This is a genomic window from Pedobacter zeaxanthinifaciens (genome assembly GCF_003313335.1).
In the GTDB taxonomy this organism is placed as follows: Bacteria; Bacteroidota; Bacteroidia; order Sphingobacteriales; family Sphingobacteriaceae; genus Pedobacter; species Pedobacter zeaxanthinifaciens.
The window spans coordinates 320,929-337,901 of record NZ_QMHP01000006.1; the positions used below are offsets into that span (position 1 = coordinate 320,929).

Below are 16,973 nucleotides of genomic sequence, written 5' to 3' on the forward strand. Positions count from 1 at the left end.
CCCAAGTGTCCTTATTGCAAATTTATTAATCCGTTAACATGCATTATTCTTCTGCTTTACCTTTATCTACCAAAAAACATTTTGAAGTTTTAGATGGCTTAAGGGGTATTGCGGCACTTGCGGTTGTAGTTTTTCATTTTATAGAGATGTTTATCCCCAATCCTGAAAATGCAATAGCACATGCTTACTTAGCTGTGGATTTTTTCTTTTGCCTTTCCGGATTTGTTATTGCATATGCTTACGATGATCGGATGCAGCAACTGGGTATCGGCCAATTTTTTAAAGCTCGGTTAATTAGATTGCACCCATTAGTAGTTTTAGGCACAATATTGGGTCTGTTAGCCTTTGTTTTTGATCCATTTGGAAACCAATGGCATACCTATGGAACTGGGCAATTGTTATTACTGTTTTTAACCTCCATTTTGTTAATTCCCTATCCAATTATTGGTGAAAGGGCATTTAATAACTTTGGTTTAAATGCGCCAGCGTGGACTCTATTTTGGGAGTATATCGCCAATATTTTATATGCACTAATTTTACACAGGCTTAAAAGAAAGGTTATTTTAATGTTGGCTTTTGTGGCGGTGTTGGGGTTAATTTATGTTGCGAAGTCGGCAGGTAATGTTAGTGGCGGATGGTCGAAAGACAATTTTTGGCATGGTGCGGCAAGGGTGGCTTGCTCATTTCTATTAGGAATGTGTGTGTTTCGGTATCAATTATTCATCAAAAATCGACTTGGCTTTTTGCCATTAGCGTTGTTGCTGGCATTAGCTTTTTTTGTTCCCTTTAATGAGCAATATAACTGGCTAACTGAACCTATACTTGTGGTGTTTTATTTTCCATTGATTATTGCTTTGGGCGCTGGCACAACTAACAGTACACGGAGTAGTTTAATTTGTAAGTTTTCTGGGGAGATTTCCTATCCACTTTATATCACACACTATTTCGTGTTGTGGTCATTCCTTAACTATTATCAGGAAGTGCAGCCCAGCAATCAAACACTTGCATGGGTAATACCGATGTTGATTTTAGGCCAAATTACAGTTGCTTACTTGGCATTGAAACTTTATGATTTACCATTGAGAAGATGGCTAAATAAAAATCTTCATTAATTTTCAAAAATATTTGAAAGTTTAGAAAATGTTGCTACATTTGACTATGGAATTAGCCGAAGGTAAACAGAAATTTATTGAATCTTGGGGAAGGTTAGGGTCCGAATGGGGGGTTAACAGAACAATGGCACAGGTACATGCACTTTTGCTCATTGCCCCTGAGCCGTTAACTACCGAGGAAGTGATGGAACAACTGAATATCTCCAGAGGTAATGCTAACATGACCCTACGTGATTTAATTAACTGGGGGCTTGTTGAAAAGCAACATAAACCCGGCGAACGTAAGGAATATTTTTTTGCTGAAAAGGATATTTGGACAGTAGCCAGGCAGGTAGCTAGGGAACGCAAAAAAAGAGAACTGGATCCGATGTTAAAGGTTTTGAATGAATTATCGGCGGTAGAGGGAGACCAAAACGACAAGGAGTTTGCCGCTTTTAACAAATCAATAACTGATATTCACAAGCTGGCTCGTAATTCCGATAAGATGATGGAGACAATGCTCAAGGCAGACGAGAGTTGGTTTTGGGGATCGATACTTAAAATCTTTAAATAAGCCATAATAAGTTGGAGCCGGAAGGCTTTAATTTTTGATTAAAGGTTTCATTTTTTATTGAAAATTCAAAAAATTAAATCATGAAAACATTAGCCAATCATGTAATCCTGTACGATGCTAACTGCCCTATGTGCCATCTTTACACAGGTGCTTTCGTTAAAACAAAAATGTTAGATAAAGATGGTCGGGTACCTTACCAACAGTTACCAGAACAACTATGCCCTTATGTGGATATGAAGCGGGCAATAAATGAGATTGCTTTGGTAAACGTTAATACTGGAAAAGTTACCTACGGTGTGCAAAGCCTACTAAAAGTAATTGGCAATGCCGTTCCATTTTTAAATCCGCTGTTCAGTTTTAAACCATTTGTTTGGATTATGAGTAAAGCCTATGCATTGGTTTCTTATAATAGAAAAGTAATTGTACCGGCCAAAGCAGCTCCAAATGAACTAATGCCTAGTTTTAAACTGCATTACAGGTTGCTGTATTTGATAATCAGCTGGTTGGTTGTAGCCTATGTTTTAACTGACTACGCCAAATTAATTAGTCCAGCTGTTCCTTTGGGTGGTAGCTACAGAGAGTACTTTATTTGTGGTGGGCAAATTCTTTTCCAAGGATTGGTTTGCCTGTGCTACAAACCCACCAAAGCTTGGGACTATTTAGGAAATATGATGACCATCTCGCTAGCCGGAAGCTTATTGTTACTACCCATCATTTGGATTGGCGCTATCTTCAACTTTAGTAACAATACCTACATCATTTTATTTTTAGCAACCGCTGGTTTAATGTTTTTGGAACATTTGAGGCGCTGTAGTTTATTAAGTTTAGGTTTGCTTTTAAGTGCTAGTTGGATGGTTTATCGTATGGCGGTTTTAGGTTTTATTTTGTATTAAAATTATCTGATATGAAAAAGTTTGGAAAAATAGTTTTGGCTGGAGGAAGCGGATATTTAGGAAAAGTATTAGCTAAGCATTACAGCGATTTGGCCACCGAGGTAGTCATTTTGAGCAGGCATCAAATTGCTTGCAGCGCAAATATTAGGTGTGAAATTTGGGACGCCAAAACCACAGGTAGTTGGGTTGATAGTTTAGTTGATGCTGATATGCTAATAAATTTGTGCGGTAAAAACGTTAATTGCAGGTACAATGAGCAAAATAAGGCTGAAATTATCGCATCTAGAGTTATACCCACTAACTTATTGAACACGGTGGTTAGTGAAATGCAGCAGCCTCCTAAAGTTTGGATCAATGTTACCTCTGCAACTATTTATCGCCATGCGGAAGATTACCCACAAACTGAAGCCAACGGTGAGATAGGCTATGGCTTTTCTATTGAGGTTTGTAAGCAGTGGGAGGCAAGTTTTTTCGAAGTCGCAACTCCTAAAACCCGTAAAGTGGCTTTGCGTATGGGCATCGTTTTTGGCAGGGCCGATGGGGCTTTCCCTCGATTGTTAAACTTGGTGAAATTTGGACTTGGTGGCAAGCAAGGTGATGGAAAACAAATGGTGAGTTGGGTACATGAACAAGATGCGGCACTTTGTACGCAATGGATTTTGGAAAATGATACAATGGAAGGTGTCATCAATTGTACTGCGCCAAATGTTGTTAGTAACCAAAATTTGATGCAAAATATTAGAAATGCTTACGGCATTAGCTTTGGCTTGCCTTGCCCCACTTGGATGTTAAGTTTGGGCGCATGGCTAATTGGTACCGAAACAGAGTTGATTTTAAAAAGTAGATGGGTTAAACCGCAAGCGTTGCTAGATAGTGGCTTCAAATTTCAATATCCTGAATTGCCAGCTGCCGTACGAGATCTGTTAAGTTTAAGGGTTTGATTGCTTATTTAACCTCCTCGTAATCTACAAAATCGCCAAGGTTGTCTGTATTGCCTTTTTTCTTTTCCTTTTCGGGCATGTAGTCAATGGATATGCTACCTTCTGGACGGTTAGGACGCTGCTGGTATTGCTGCTGTGCCTGCTGTTGCATATTGCTAAACACGTTTTTGATCACCATAGGAAATATCATCCTTAACAGTAATCTTATAACCCATAAAACGATAAGTGTTATGATTAAAAACTTAATTATTCCCATTTCTTAACTATTGTTACAAATATAGACTTAAGGCTATTGTTTTTGTTTCATCTCGCAGTTTTCATTGCAATTGCATTACAAATCAGCAGTGGTAATTTAAACTAGTTTTCTTCTACAATCTCACAAACTCGTCCAATTTGTCCATCTTCCAACCGAACTTTTATACCTCTGGAATGGAACGCTGATGAGGTTAACAAATTTTTAACTACACCATAAGTAACGTTACCTGTACGCTGATCTTTCTTAAGGATAATCCCAACTTCTAAACCAGGATAAATATCTTTTCTGTTTTGTCCCTGCATGTCTATTCCAATCTTCAAAAATTGAGTCGAATTTAGAAATAATTATTGCTTGGGAGCTAATTTTGTATGCAATTAATGCCGCAAAGCCCATCGCATACAAAACTAGAACGCTTTTTATAGCAAAATCTTACTGCTTACTTCTTTATCAATGGTAATGTAACCTGGATATTTAACTAAGCCATTTCCAACTTTTATTGAAGGACGGATTTTTAAGGTTACCAAACCTTTTTGTTCTTTACCATTAGTAGCGCCGCCAATAAAAGCTCCAATATCATCAATCATTTTATTATCAGTTAAGAATTGATAAATATTGGCATTAATTTGAACCGGAACTTTAACTGCTTGTCCGGCACCAATGTTTACACTTTGATTTACCGCACCATTAAAAACTTCTTTTTTGTTAATTAAAACAATATAATCGAAGTTGTTGATTGCTGCTAAAGCATTGGTTGGGTTCGTGATTTCTAAATTAAGTTGGGCTCTAAGCGGAATATCTTTTCTCAGCAGACCTAAAGCAATGCCCGGTATGCTCATTGCCTCCGTTGTTTTGCCTTCGATAATTTTTTTAACGTCAGACCCAGCAATAGTTACCCTGTCTACATCTGAAATGCGGTAATCGCAGTTTTCAAGTGCCTTAATTTGTTGCGCTTGTTTATTAATGCCACATGATCCCAAACCAAGGATAACGAAGCAGGCTAAAAGTAATTTTTTCATTAAAATAAGTTTTGTGTGTTGTTAAATAAGCCACAAATGCTTCTTGCTTTCCCCTCTTCCGTTAATCTACATCGCCTTAAAGTAGTTTAACATCTGTGGCTTGTAAAAATATAGTATCACTTATGCAAACAGCGTTCCATTTATAAATCCTTTTACAAAAATTACCTAATTTAGCCATACAACCAAATATATGAGCATCAAAAAAAATCTACTTTCCCTATTGTTCATCAGCTTATTAACACTTGCAAAAGCACAGCAAAACAGTTTCGAACGCCCTTTTAGCGCTGCTGATATAGCTCAAGGTATTGCGGGCTTATCAGTAAAAGGTAGCGTACTTTATATTGCTGCACATCCAGATGACGAGAATACCAGACTGCTAGCTTACTTGGCAAAGGAAGCCAAAATGCGCACTGCATATTTATCTTTAACCAGAGGTGATGGCGGACAGAACTTAATTGGTAATGAGCAGGCTGAGCTTTTGGGACAAATTAGAACACAAGAACTTTTAGCTGCCAGAAAAGTAGACGGCGCTGAACAGTTTTTCAGTCGGGCAAATGATTTTGGTTTTTCTAAAACTTCAGATGAAACGTTTAAAATATGGGGTAAGGAGCAAATACTGGCGGATGCCGTTTGGATTATTAGGAAGTTTAGGCCAGATGTGATCATTACCCGCTTCCCAGAAGATAGCAGGGCTGGTCACGGCCATCATGCAGCATCGGCAATTATTGCTAGGGAGGCCTTTGTTGCCGCCGCCGACCCTAATCGGTTTCCGGAACAACTAAAAATGGGCGTTAAGGCTTGGCAGGCAAAACGAATTTTGTGGAACACCTATAATTTCGGAGGGAATAATACCACTGCTGCTAATCAATTAAAAGTTGATGTTGGCCTCTATAATCCACTGTTGGGACAAAGTTACGGTGAAATAGCTGCGGTAAGTCGTACCAACCACAAGAGCCAGGGTTTTGGATCAACCTTGCAGCGTGGAGAAGCAATAGAATACTTTAGCCATACCGCAGGTGAGCCAGCAACAAACTCTTTATTTGATGGTTTGAACATTAAAGTTACCGATCAAGCCATACTCGATTTGATTGCTAAAATTCAAACGGAATTTAACGTAAATAAGCCAGCTGCAGTTGTTCCAGATTTGCTTCGGTTAAAGAAATTGGCCGCAAACGAACTTGGTTTCAAAAATCGGTTACTTGATGAATTGATTTTGGCCTGCACTGGTTTTTGGGCTGAGGCAGTTACTACACAGCAAAGCTATGCCGTTGGCGATGAGGTGCCTTTTACCATCAATGCTATCTACAGAAATGGAGAAATTGCGCCGAAAATCAACTATTTGGCGGCAGCACAAACGGTAGCAATGCAAAGCAATAAAATGGCGACCATCAACTATCGTTTGTTTGCTGATTCTAACGCAATTACACAGCCTTACTATCTCCAAAAAGAGCACCCAATAGGTTATTACAGCATTAATAAACAGCAAGATGTTGGCTATCCAGAAAACCCGAATGCTTTGGAAGCGAAACTGGATGTAGATATTGGCGGAGAGCTGATCAGTTTGCGTCTTCCGTTGAGGTACAAATTTACAGATCCAATTAAAGGCGAGCAGTACCAGCCTTTGGTAATTGCGCCTAAAGTAACGGCTACTTTGAGCGATCAGGCCTATCTTTTCCTTAACAATCAGCCAAAAAACATTGAGGTAAGTTTAAAAAGTTTTACGCAAAACGTAAGTGGTGAACTTATACCGGTTTTACCTGCCGGATGGAAAAGTAATCCTGAAAAAATAGCTTTCAATTTTGCTCAAAAAGGTGAAAATAAGATAGTGACGTTTAATGTAATACCTTCCGCAAAATCAACTAATGCAACTGCCTTGGATTTACAGGTTAAAATTAATGGACAGGTGAGCAACAGAGGATATAAAGCCATCCGTTATGATCATATTCCAAACATCAATTTATTTCCAATGGCAGCCGCCAAGTTAACGTTGGCCGATTTAAAAATGGCTGCGAAACGTATTGGCTACATTGATGGCGCTGGAGATTTGGTAGCGCAAGCTTTACAGCAAGTGGGTTACCAAGTAATGCAGTTAACTCCAAGCCAAATTATGGTAGCTGATTTAGCTTCTTACGATGCCATTGTTACTGGAGTGAGGTTTTTTAACGTTAGCGACGAGGCGAAGGAGGTATATAGCAAATTGATGGATTATATTAAAAACGGCGGTGTTTTATTAGAGCAGTATAACGTAAATAATGGGTTGAGATCTACAAACTTTGGCCCGTATCCATTTAAATTGGTGAACAAAAGGGTTACTGAGGAAGATGCGAAGGTTACTTTTACGAATCCAAATCATGTTGTACTGAACTATCCGAATAAGATAAACCCAAGGGACTTTGACGGTTGGGTGCAGGAACGTGGATTGTATTTTGCGGATGAAATAGATCCGAAATATGAAACTATATTGAGTATGAATGATACAGGCGAAGCGCCAAATGTCGGCTCATTATTAGTTGCGAATTATGGGAAGGGGAGGTTTGTTTACACGTCACTATCGTTTTTTAGGCAACTACCAGCTGGCGTACCTGGAGCGTTTAGGTTGTTCGCAAATTTGTTGGCTAAGCCACAGTAGTTTGCGGTAGGCATTTATCACCTAATAATTTCGCATGTAATTGCAAAAAATCATATTTTAACATTTCCTATGAAAAAATTTGATATTGATCGGCAAACTTTGGACGACCTGAACATCTATTCTAGCTCATCTCACCAAAGTGTATTCGAACTTTTTAATTCTACCATCACAGTTGGCGGTTGGGATCGGTTAAACGAGATATTCCGGCGTCCAATTAGCGATGTTGACGAACTGACTAACCGCCAAAAACAGCTACAATTCTTTATAAGTTCAAAAGCCAACTTTCATTTTAAGAAAGAGCAGTTAGACTATATTGAATTTTATTTGAGAATGTATGCTCAGCCAGTTAGGCCGGTAAAGTTCATGCGCATCAGCGTGATATGGAATTTACTTTTCGTAGAGAAGCATGTAAGCTTTCAATTGAAGGAGGGTGTAGTCGAAATTTTATTATTGCTTCAATCTTTAAAGGAAACTTTAGATAATTTGAAAGTTAACGTTGAAGCGCCAGCTTTGATAAATACTTTAAAAGCACTTTTAACTGAACTTATTTCATCTGAAAGTGTTGAAAGTTGCTTTCATCAACACCCTCGGAAAATTGGATTGCTAGCAACAACAAAATGTGATTATGTATTTCGAAGCGAAAAAATAACTATCGTAAAGCAAATACTTGAGCTTATTTATGAGATAGACGCTTTGAGTTCTGTAGCACGAGCAGCAATCAAAAATCAATTTCAATTTCCGAAAATTAGCGAAAGCTCGTCTCCTTATGTTCATATTTCTTCGCTCTTTCATCCTTTTTTGACATCTCCTGTTAGTAATGATGCTGCGTTGATGAGCTCAAAAAATGTTTGCTTTATTACTGGTGCTAATATGGCCGGTAAATCTACATTTTTAAAGGCAATAGGTATTGCCGTTTATTTGGCACATTTAGGCTTTCCAGTTCCAGCAGCTGAAATGGAAATTTCTGTACTTGACGGCATTGCCACTACTATTAACTTGCCTGATGATTTGGGTTTAGGCAGAAGTCACTACTACAACGAAGTTTTAAGGTTAAAAACTGTAGCGGAAAAAATAAAAGAAGGCCGTAACTTCTTTGTGATTTTCGACGAGCTGTTTAGAGGTACTAATGTTAAAGATGCCTACGATTCATCACTTGCAATTATCGAATTATTCACGCAAATCAATGATTGTCTATTTGTGGTATCCACGCACATTGTAGAGGTAGCTGAAAAACTAGTGCAAAAAAAGGAGATTGATTTTAAATGCTTTAAAACAGAAGTTAAAGATGGCGAATTGTTTTTTGACAGGAAGCTAAAGAACGGGATTTCAGAAGATAGATTTGGCTTTCAAATATTGAAAAACGAAAATGTTATTGATATCTTGCAGGCAAAAGCAAGTCTGCTAAAATAAACTGATCATGGAAGAAAGCCAAAATGAACTCCCACCATTCGTTAAAAGCTGGAAACAGTTCTACTACCTCCTATTATTTTGGTTGGTAATCCTTATTGCTTTGTTTTACGCTTTTACTAAATATTTCGAATGAGCAGTTTAGATTGGGCGGTGTTGGCAATTACACTGTTAGGCATTGTTGGCTACGGTGTGTACAAAAGTCGTGGTACTAAAAGTATGGATGCCTATTTGTTGGGCAATCAAAGCATGCCTTGGTATACCGTTTGCCTTTCGGTAATGGCTACGCAGGCAAGTGCAATTACCTTTCTTTCTGCTCCGGGCTTAGCTTATTCGTCGGGTATGAGCTTTGTACAGTTTTATTTTGGTTTGCCCTTGGCAATGATTGTATTGTGTATCACATTTGTGCCGATTTTCCATCGCTTAAAGGTATATACCGCTTATGAATATTTGGAACAACGATTTGATTTCAAGACTAGGGCGTTAACTGCATTCCTGTTTTTGGTTCAGCGGGGCCTGTCTACAGGGATCACCATTTATGCACCGGCAATAATACTTTCAACCATCTTAAATATCAATGTTACCTACACTACCTTATTTATGGGTGGTCTGGTGATATTTTATACCGTTTTTGGAGGAACAAAGGCTGTTTCTTATACGCAATTGCTGCAAATGAGCATTATTTTTTGTGGCTTGTTTGCTGCAGGGGTGATGGTGGTACATTTACTGCCTGAAAGTGTAGGCTTTGGCAAAGCGGTAAGCATTGCAGGTAAAATGGGGCGTACCAATGCCATAGATTTCAATTTCAGCTGGACTAACCCATACAATGTTTGGAGCGGCGTAATTGGCGGATTTTTCTTGCAGCTATCTTATTTCGGTACTGATCAAAGTCAGGTGGGAAGGTATTTAACGGGCTCCTCAGTAGCGCAAAGCCGATTGGGACTGTTGATGAACGGCTTGGTGAAAATACCAATGCAGTTTTTGATATTGTTGATTGGTATTTTGGTGTTTACGTTTTACCAGTACAACAAAGCGCCGTTGTTTTTTAATAGTTACGAGTTGCAAAAACTCGAAAAAAGCGAGTACAAAGCCGAGCTGGCTCAAATCCAATTGAAGTATGATCAGCTGTTTGAGAAAAAGAAAATAGAAATTGAAAAACTGGATGAGGCACTAGCTAGTGAAAACGAACAATTAGTTGACAAGCAACGTGTGCTCGTAAAACGATACGATGAGGACGGCAAGGCAATTAGAGAGGAATTGACAACCTTGATAAAGAAAAACGACGAAAATGCCTCGGTTAATGATAACAATTATGTTTTCTTAAGCTTCGTTACGGAGTATTTACCCAAAGGATTAATAGGGTTGCTTATTGCGATTATCTTTTTGGCATCAATGGGTTCAACGGCAAGTGCCTTAAACTCGCTAGCCTCAACTACCGTGGTAGATATCTATAAACGCTTGATCAACAAGCAAGGGCAAGACCATGCTTATGTAAATGCCTCAAGATGGGCTACCATTGGCTGGGGTTTAGTTTGTGTGGTAATGGCTTTGTTTACCAGTAAAATAGGTAACCTCATTGAGTTTGTAAATATTTTGGGGTCTTTTATTTATGGGACTATTTTGGGAGTGTTCTTAGTAGCGTTTTATTTGAAACGAGTGCAAAGTAAAGCGGTGTTTTATGCGGCTATTTTAGCGGAAGCTATTGTTTGTTTTTTAGGCTTTAAAGAGTTGGTGGCTTATCTGTGGTTAAACGTTGTGGGCTGCTTGGCTGTTGTTATTTTATCATTGATTTTTCAGATGTTGATGGGTGAGAAGACAGTTAAGGAACATATTGGTACGGCGACTAATTAAGGAAGGTTTTCTCTCAGCGTACTTTGCGGTTACTTCAAAACTTTGCGTTAGATTTTTATGGTTTAAGTAAAGTTTGGCGTGTTAATTTCTTAACGCAAAGTTCGCAGCGTTTTCGCGAAGAAAAGAGAGGTTTTAAAGCGGAGGATTAGGATTTACATTAGAAACTTACGAAGTTTTTAAAACTGCGTAAGTTTTTTCTTAGTACAAGTTTTCTCTTAGCGTATTTTGCGGCTACTTCAAAACTTTGCGGTAAAATTTTTATGGTTTAAGTAAAGTTTGGCGTGTTATTTTTAACGCAAAGTTCGCAGCGTTTTCGCAAAGAAAAAGGCGTGTGTTGTAGATGTTTTGATAGCTAAACCCGATTGAGCGGATTAGCCCGCATCCCGAGGCGAGCTAGGGAGCGGACTATGAGCGAAAGCGGGACTAGCGTAAATAGCAGCACTAAAATTGCTTTTCAAAAAACAGAAATCACACCAAAATAGAATGCAAAAAAAATGGAGAAACCCAGTTAAAGATTTCTCCACTTCTTTTAATCAGTTGAAATGACAACCAACGGCTTATTTTTTCGTTTCTTCCAACAATTGTGTATTCAAACGGATGTACTCGTCGTTTTTAATTTTTGTAGCGATTTCAACACCTTCTTTTGCACTTTTAGCTGCACCGGCTTTATCGCCCATTTTCAATTGCACACGGCCTTTCCAAAGTTTTACCCAAGGGGCATCAACCATTTCTTTCTCTGCCTCGTTCATCCAAGCTAAAGCTGTTTTTAAATCTTTACCATTGTTAAAATAATAAAGTGCCGACTGGAAGTAAGGTTTTTTGTCGCCTTTCATTGCTTCTGCAATGTTTGCCATTACCCTATCATCAAATGAGGTAGTTAGGTTTACGCTCACCAAAGTGTTTTCCCAAGCCAATTGTAGTTGTGCCGAGGTATCGTAAACGCTTGCAAACTGGATAGTAAAAGTTTCTACTTTGTCTTTTAAAACTGATGGTTTTACTTTCACACGTAGCACATCATTTGCTTCGCTATAAGTATACGCACCCCATTCTTTGGTTCCTTTGTTAAAAATGATAGTCCACTCTGTTTTACCGGGAATGGTAAATAAAGCATACTCGCCAGCAGCAAGATCTTTGCCTTCTATTTTAACTGCCTCAGTAAATTTAACTACGGTAGCCGAGTTTGCACCTGTACGCCAAACCTTATCGTAAGGTTCAAGTGCGCCAAAAATTTTACGCCCCTTTACATTTGGACGCGAATAAACTACGCTAATTTTGCCTAAACCAAAATCTTGTGTTAAAGTTTGTGTAGTACTTGGTTGAGGAAGTTTTAAGCCCTGCGCTTGGCCATTTTGCCCTAGGGCAACCAATACAAATAGTACTAAAATGAGTTTGATTGATTTCATTTTTTTAAATGGTTTGATAAATTAATTTTCGAAGCAGTTGGTGCTTGCAATGGCCTAAAATTAAGTAATAATTATTTTGAGTTTATCATGCTTTTGTTATTTAGCGATCAGTTGAGATTGGTTTAGCAATTAAAGCATGGTGTTTTGGTGTGTAAATCCTATTTTGCGGCGATGGAAATTGAAAAAGTAAGTATTTTAGGCTGTGGATGGTTTGGTTTGTCGTTTGCTAAACATCTGTTAGCCAAAGGTTATGAGGTTAAAGGATCCACTACAAGCGAACAAAAGCTGAGTGAGTTAAAGCGTGATGGTATTGCTCCTTTTTTAATTGACCTCAACCAAGGTGACGATTTGCCAACTGATTTTTTCGATACGGATGTTTTGTTAGTGAATGTGCCACCGAGGGCTAAATCTGCCGATGCGGTACATTATGTTACCAAACTAAAACCAATTGCGGAGGCGGCTAAAGGAAAGATCAAGCACTTGGTTTTTATCAGCTCAACAGGCGTTTTTGAAGATGGCAATTTTGCTGTAGACGAAAGAGATTGTCCGCAACCCAATACTGAAGCTGGTAAGGTACTTTTGGAAGCAGAAAATTTATGGAAAGCCTATCCGCAGTTTTCGGTGACGATTATTCGTTTTGCTGGTTTGCTTGGTCCCGGAAGGAACTTGGCAAAATTTTTTGCAGGTAAAACTGATGTTGCCAACGGTAAAGCACCAGTAAACCTCATTACGCTGGATGATTGCATTGGGGTTTGTGCGCACTTGCTAGAAACGCAGAAATTTGGTGAAATTTACCATGCCGTAGTGCCACATCATCCAAGTAGATCGGAATTTTACAGCGGTTTATGCGAAGTATCGGGGATGCAGCCGCCCCATTTTAAAGATGAGCTGCTGGAGTGGAAACAGATTAATGCCGTTGCCCTGCCCGAAAAATTGGGCTACGTTTTTAAAGTTCAAAATTGGTTTGAATGGATGAAGCAGCCAACGCTATAACATATTTAGCGAAAGGCTAGCTACAGTTCCTTAATCCAATTGGAAAGATCCTCGATGGTACGTTGCTCTACGCTTGCAGGTGTTTGGTATTGCAACATATTTCCTTTTTCCTGTTGCTGACTAAACAAATGGTTAAAATCGGGATAGAACTTGAAGCTCACATTGGTATTGCTGCCCAAAGCTTCTTTCCATAAATTGAAATCCGATTCTGGTACTTGGAAGTCATATCCTCCCTGTATGATGAAAATTCGTTGTTTTAATTTCTTCGCAGTTTCAACTTGGTTATAGCTGTTCAAATCAACCCAGTAGCTAGCCGGCAAGCCTAGCAGTAAAGAATCTGCTTTCATGTTTCCAAGTTTATTGATTCTTGTTTTTTCTATCTCTGCAATAGCATTTTTCAAGTTTTGTTGCATGGCTGCGGTGGTATCTTTGCTTTGCGCTACCATGTATTTATTTTGCTCAATAATGATATCGGTTAGGCTTTTAGCAGGTGCTGCCGCCAGTATAATTCCTTTCAAGTCTGGAACCAAAGTTGCAATACGCGGAGCTAACATGCCGCCCAAGCTGTGTCCTAACACATAAATCTGTTTCTTATCAACCCCTTCAACATTTTTAGCCAATTCGATGGCTTGCAGCGCATCGTCTAAAACTTCTTCTTTAACCGTAAAAGCACCACTAAACTCGTTGGCATATAACAGCGTACGTTTTACATATCTTACCGAAGCAATACCATTAGCTGCTAGTCCGGCAGCAATATCTTTAAATGGTTTATTTGGACCAATGGTTTCATCCATATCATTAGGTCCCGAGCCGTGTACCAGTACTACAATTGGAAAGCTGTTGCCATCCTTTGGAACGCTAATTACAGCCGCCAGTTGATGGTTGCCCGATTTAACGTAGGTTGGGATTTCTTTGAAAAGTGTAGTATCCGCATAACCTGGAGATCGGTAGCTTGCCAATTTTGGAGGCAAATGCAATCCAACCAGTTTCTCGGTTTTATCGAATAACAGTACAAAATCTTGCTTGCCAAACTGAAATTCGCCGCTTACTGTTACCGCATAAAACTCACCTTGATTTTTACTTCCGGTGGCGTCTAAAGCTTTTGCTTTTCCCAATGTCGCTTCCATGTTGGTCCAAAACTGCTTTAAATTCTCCGCTGTAACTTTTGTTTTACCTTCTTCGGAAAAGTAGTTATGAGCTTCCTCAAATTTACCAGCTACAAACAAATCGAAAAAATTGTTGGCCTTGCCAAATAAGCTAAATATATTTTGGGAAAAACTATGGAATGCGAAAAGCATTAACAGCAACAGAAAAGCGCACTTCTTCATAAGTACAAATAGATTTTAATTGGATTCAAGAAAGCCAAATGTACTATTTTTTGAAAAAAATCAACGCTGTTTTTTTGATTGTCGGTTATTAGGCATAATCTGCATTTTGTAATTCTTGAAAATTTCAAGAGTCTATTCCCATAGTTGCCAAGTATAGATTCCTCCTAACGTCGGAATGGCAAAACGCTTAAAAAATAGGCTTATTAGAAATTACGGACATTCAATTGTATTCTTTAAAAGAAGTTGAGTGCCGTTAAAAGACGTTTTGGGGACACATTACCAAACAAATGCAGGTTGATTTCTAATAAAAAAACCCCAGCGTTACGTTGGGGTTCCTAGTTATATTTTTTCGCCTTTTTCCAGATTTTCTTTTCGGTGCTCTTGCGATAAATAATGCAATAAAGTATTTAGCACAACTGCATTCCAATCATTATGCAAACTTACGTTGATGTTCTTTTTCTTATCGTACATATCCTGAACATGCAGCACGCCTTTATCTAGGAAATATTTGATTTGGCTCCAAGGCACAATAGTGGTTTTTGTTTTGCCGAAAAACCATGTTTTATATGCCATTTCGAAGCCTTGATAATTGAACTTTGCGGCACCTACTTCAAGTTGCTTTTGCTCATTCAATTGTTCGATAAAATCACTCACCAAATGTTTTTTTACATACTGCCATAAACCCGACATGATGTAGTAATACGTGTGGTCTTCTTCAAGTAACTCTTCCACTTTGCTGCTCTCAAACTGAACGCTTATGGTTTTTCCGTCCTTGCTTTTTACATCAATGGTATATTTCTTTTTAATTGGTTTTTTAACAGGGCCAATTAATGATACACCATATTTTACCGCCGCAACATCGTTGCAAGCAATTCGAGTTTGATTAACCTCGATAGCATCGGCTGTAATTTTTACTTTTTGTTTTGATGAAGGAATGACGATATCTACGTCGAAGTTATGATGTTGCATGGGTTCGAATATACAGATATTTTAGAAATCAATAAGAGGATTTATTAAAAATTAGCTTCACTTTTGGTCAACATAAAATGCTTAAAACTAATGCTTAAACAGCAATGGCGTTGTTAAGTTTAACTTTATTTGGTTAATTGGATAGCAGGCACTGGTGTTGGTAATTGATTTAGTAAGGTGCGTTTACAAATCATTGATCAGCTTGTTCTGATCTTTTGACCAACGTGGATTTTTAGCCTCGCCAATAATTTGTCGGCCGTAAATTCCGGTATGTCCAGATAAAAAATAAGCTACAATACAAGCCACGGCCACGTAAACTGCGCATTGGCTGCCAAATAGTTCCAAGGCCATTAACGTACAAGCTAAAGGTGTATTGGTAGCGCCTGCAAACACCGCTACAAAGCCCATACCTGCTAATAAAGCTATTGGTAGCGGCAATATTGCAGCTAGAGCACTGCCTAAGGTTGCGCCAATGAAAAATAAGGGCGTTACTTCGCCGCCTTTAAAGCCCGCAGCCAAAGTAATTACAGTTAACGCTATTTTAATGGCAAAAGCATAAACTGGCATTTGTTGTTCAAACGATGCTACGATGGTTGGAATGCCTAAGCCAATGTATTGCGTGGTGCCCATCGAGTAAATGATCAGTGCCAAAACAATTCCACCTACCAATGGTCTGAACGGAGGATATTTAATTCGGGCCTTAAAAAACTGGCCTACAAACCTTAGTGTTTTGCTAAAGGCTGCGGCGCAAATACCGAAAATTATGCCAGCAATTACGGCGTAGCCTAAGTTTAGTAATGTGGTTGGTGGCACCCAAGGAATATGGTAAACGGTATGTTCTGCATGCCATAAATGGGTAACCTGATTGGCTAAAATTGCGGCTGCAAAAGCAGGAAAAATAGAATTGTACCTCAATTTACCAACGAAAAAGAATTCCATAGCAAATATTGCCCCGGCTAATGGAGTTCCAAATACAGCCCCGAAACCAGCCGCAACAGCTGCAATGATGAGGGTTCTTCTGTCTTCATCTGATAAGCGCAGCGGTTTGGTGAGTTGGTCGGCAATGCCTCCTGCCATTTGTAGTGCGGTGCCTTCCCTGCCTGCAGAACCTCCAAAAAGATGAGTAGCAATTGTTCCTAAGTAAATGAAAACCGTCATTTTAAAAGGAATTTTTTGCGCAGGCTGATGTATGGTATCGATTAATAAGTTGTTGCCGCCTTCGATATCTTTACCGTAATAATGATAAAGTAAGCCAATGAGCAAACCACCTATTGGTAATAAGGCAATGAGCCACAAATTTTGCTCACGTAGCTGAGTTGCCCATTGCAAAGAGAAAAGGAAAAAGGCCGAAGCGCTACCTATTAAAACACCCAGTAAAGCGGTAATTAAAATCCACTTTGCCAAATAGGGAATAGCTGGAAATTGATTGAAAAAATTGCTTAAGCGACTGTTACTTGCTTGCACTGGTTGTGTTTTTGATGAAGACATACTGATCCTGATTAAATGTTAAAGCATTTATAACCAGGCGCCATCAGCTTTTTAGGGCGGTTCAAATAGGAAGACACCATTTCCTTATTGCAAAGTAAATAAAAATTAAGCACAGATACACAGCTAATTTATTT

General features: G+C 38.8%; 15 protein-coding genes and 1 riboswitch. Of the genes, 8 read left to right on the plus strand and 7 right to left on the minus strand.

The genetic code is table 11. The annotated features are described in order from the left end of the window. Positions 1–38 precede the first annotated feature (38 nt). From DUT68_RS11820 to DUT68_RS11835, 4 genes are all read left to right on the plus strand, one after another. Positions 39–1,112, plus strand: a complete 1,074-nt coding sequence (locus DUT68_RS11820) for an acyltransferase family protein (RefSeq protein ID WP_113638405.1) — start codon at positions 39–41, stop codon at positions 1,110–1,112. A 46-nt stretch (positions 1,113–1,158) separates the two neighbouring features. Continuing rightward, positions 1,159–1,665, plus strand: a complete 507-nt coding sequence (locus DUT68_RS11825) for a GbsR/MarR family transcriptional regulator (RefSeq protein WP_113638406.1) — start codon at positions 1,159–1,161, stop codon at positions 1,663–1,665. Between the two features lie 80 nt (positions 1,666–1,745). Beyond that, positions 1,746–2,558 (plus strand): thiol-disulfide oxidoreductase DCC family protein, encoded by an 813-nt coding sequence (locus tag DUT68_RS11830; RefSeq protein ID WP_113638407.1) that lies wholly within the window; start codon positions 1,746–1,748, stop codon positions 2,556–2,558. Between the two features lie 11 nt (positions 2,559–2,569). After that, positions 2,570–3,499, plus strand: a complete 930-nt coding sequence (locus DUT68_RS11835; protein ID WP_113638442.1) for a TIGR01777 family oxidoreductase — start codon at positions 2,570–2,572, stop codon at positions 3,497–3,499. Positions 3,500–3,503: 4 nt separating this feature from the next. On the opposite strand, the gene DUT68_RS11840 is transcribed toward DUT68_RS11835, so the two are convergent. The 3 genes from DUT68_RS11840 to DUT68_RS11850 all read right to left on the minus strand — a co-directional run bounded on the left by DUT68_RS11840 (position 3,504) and on the right by DUT68_RS11850 (position 4,771). After that, positions 3,504–3,755 (minus strand): DUF4834 family protein, encoded by a 252-nt coding sequence (locus tag DUT68_RS11840; protein WP_113638408.1) that lies wholly within the window; start codon positions 3,753–3,755, stop codon positions 3,504–3,506. A 101-nt stretch (positions 3,756–3,856) separates the two neighbouring features. Next, positions 3,857–4,057, minus strand: coding sequence for a YwbE family protein (locus DUT68_RS11845; RefSeq protein ID WP_113638409.1), 201 nt, complete (start codon positions 4,055–4,057; stop codon positions 3,857–3,859). A 114-nt stretch (positions 4,058–4,171) separates the two neighbouring features. Beyond that, positions 4,172–4,771 carry a hypothetical protein gene (locus DUT68_RS11850; RefSeq protein ID WP_113638410.1) on the minus strand — a complete coding sequence of 200 codons (600 nt, stop codon included), beginning with the start codon at positions 4,769–4,771 and terminating at the stop codon, positions 4,172–4,174. A gap of 190 nt (positions 4,772–4,961) precedes the next feature. Between DUT68_RS11850 and DUT68_RS11855 the strand changes: the two genes are divergently transcribed. From DUT68_RS11855 to DUT68_RS11865, 3 genes are all read left to right on the plus strand, one after another. Further along, positions 4,962–7,400: a PIG-L family deacetylase gene (locus DUT68_RS11855; RefSeq protein WP_113638411.1), complete on the plus strand. Its 2,439-nt coding sequence runs from the start codon at positions 4,962–4,964 to the stop codon at positions 7,398–7,400. Between the two features lie 69 nt (positions 7,401–7,469). Continuing rightward, positions 7,470–8,810 carry a MutS-related protein gene (locus DUT68_RS11860; RefSeq protein WP_113638412.1) on the plus strand — a complete coding sequence of 447 codons (1,341 nt, stop codon included), beginning with the start codon at positions 7,470–7,472 and terminating at the stop codon, positions 8,808–8,810. 129 nt (positions 8,811–8,939) lie between these two features. Then, positions 8,940–10,658 (plus strand): sodium:solute symporter family protein, encoded by a 1,719-nt coding sequence (locus tag DUT68_RS11865; protein ID WP_113638413.1) that lies wholly within the window; start codon positions 8,940–8,942, stop codon positions 10,656–10,658. A 557-nt stretch (positions 10,659–11,215) separates the two neighbouring features. Here DUT68_RS11865 and DUT68_RS11870 read toward each other — a convergent pair. After that, positions 11,216–12,061, minus strand: a complete 846-nt coding sequence (locus DUT68_RS11870) for a DUF2911 domain-containing protein (RefSeq protein ID WP_113638414.1) — start codon at positions 12,059–12,061, stop codon at positions 11,216–11,218. A 171-nt stretch (positions 12,062–12,232) separates the two neighbouring features. Between DUT68_RS11870 and DUT68_RS11875 the strand changes: the two genes are divergently transcribed. Next, positions 12,233–13,054 carry an SDR family oxidoreductase gene (locus DUT68_RS11875; protein WP_113638415.1) on the plus strand — a complete coding sequence of 274 codons (822 nt, stop codon included), beginning with the start codon at positions 12,233–12,235 and terminating at the stop codon, positions 13,052–13,054. Positions 13,055–13,074: 20 nt separating this feature from the next. On the opposite strand, the gene DUT68_RS11880 is transcribed toward DUT68_RS11875, so the two are convergent. From DUT68_RS11880 to DUT68_RS11890, 3 genes are all read right to left on the minus strand, one after another. Then, a complete protein-coding gene (locus DUT68_RS11880; protein ID WP_113638416.1) occupies positions 13,075–14,382 on the minus strand; it encodes a DUF3887 domain-containing protein in 1,308 nt (435 codons plus the stop codon). A gap of 339 nt (positions 14,383–14,721) precedes the next feature. After that, positions 14,722–15,351, minus strand: coding sequence for a hypothetical protein (locus DUT68_RS11885; RefSeq protein ID WP_113638417.1), 630 nt, complete (start codon positions 15,349–15,351; stop codon positions 14,722–14,724). 183 nt (positions 15,352–15,534) lie between these two features. After that, complete coding sequence (locus DUT68_RS11890) at positions 15,535–16,839, minus strand: voltage-gated chloride channel family protein (protein ID WP_198659580.1); 1,305 nt, start codon at positions 16,837–16,839, stop codon at positions 15,535–15,537. Between the two features lie 27 nt (positions 16,840–16,866). Next, a riboswitch (Fluoride riboswitch) is annotated at positions 16,867–16,932 on the minus strand. Positions 16,933–16,973: the final 41 nt, after the last annotated feature.

Coding starts and splice junctions, on each gene's coding strand:
- DUT68_RS11820 (WP_113638405.1), top strand. CDS start 39: ATGCATTATTCTTCTGCTTTACCTTTATCTACCAAAAAACATTTTGAA.
- DUT68_RS11825 (WP_113638406.1), top strand. CDS start 1,159: ATGGAATTAGCCGAAGGTAAACAGAAATTTATTGAATCTTGGGGAAGG.
- DUT68_RS11830 (WP_113638407.1), top strand. CDS start 1,746: ATGAAAACATTAGCCAATCATGTAATCCTGTACGATGCTAACTGCCCT.
- DUT68_RS11835 (WP_113638442.1), top strand. CDS start 2,570: ATGAAAAAGTTTGGAAAAATAGTTTTGGCTGGAGGAAGCGGATATTTA.
- DUT68_RS11840 (WP_113638408.1), bottom strand. CDS start 3,755: ATGGGAATAATTAAGTTTTTAATCATAACACTTATCGTTTTATGGGTT.
- DUT68_RS11845 (WP_113638409.1), bottom strand. CDS start 4,057: ATGCAGGGACAAAACAGAAAAGATATTTATCCTGGTTTAGAAGTTGGG.
- DUT68_RS11850 (WP_113638410.1), bottom strand. CDS start 4,771: ATGAAAAAATTACTTTTAGCCTGCTTCGTTATCCTTGGTTTGGGATCA.
- DUT68_RS11855 (WP_113638411.1), top strand. CDS start 4,962: ATGAGCATCAAAAAAAATCTACTTTCCCTATTGTTCATCAGCTTATTA.
- DUT68_RS11860 (WP_113638412.1), top strand. CDS start 7,470: ATGAAAAAATTTGATATTGATCGGCAAACTTTGGACGACCTGAACATC.
- DUT68_RS11865 (WP_113638413.1), top strand. CDS start 8,940: ATGAGCAGTTTAGATTGGGCGGTGTTGGCAATTACACTGTTAGGCATT.
- DUT68_RS11870 (WP_113638414.1), bottom strand. CDS start 12,061: ATGAAATCAATCAAACTCATTTTAGTACTATTTGTATTGGTTGCCCTA.
- DUT68_RS11875 (WP_113638415.1), top strand. CDS start 12,233: ATGGAAATTGAAAAAGTAAGTATTTTAGGCTGTGGATGGTTTGGTTTG.
- DUT68_RS11880 (WP_113638416.1), bottom strand. CDS start 14,382: ATGAAGAAGTGCGCTTTTCTGTTGCTGTTAATGCTTTTCGCATTCCAT.
- DUT68_RS11885 (WP_113638417.1), bottom strand. CDS start 15,351: ATGCAACATCATAACTTCGACGTAGATATCGTCATTCCTTCATCAAAA.
- DUT68_RS11890 (WP_198659580.1), bottom strand. CDS start 16,839: ATGTCTTCATCAAAAACACAACCAGTGCAAGCAAGTAACAGTCGCTTA.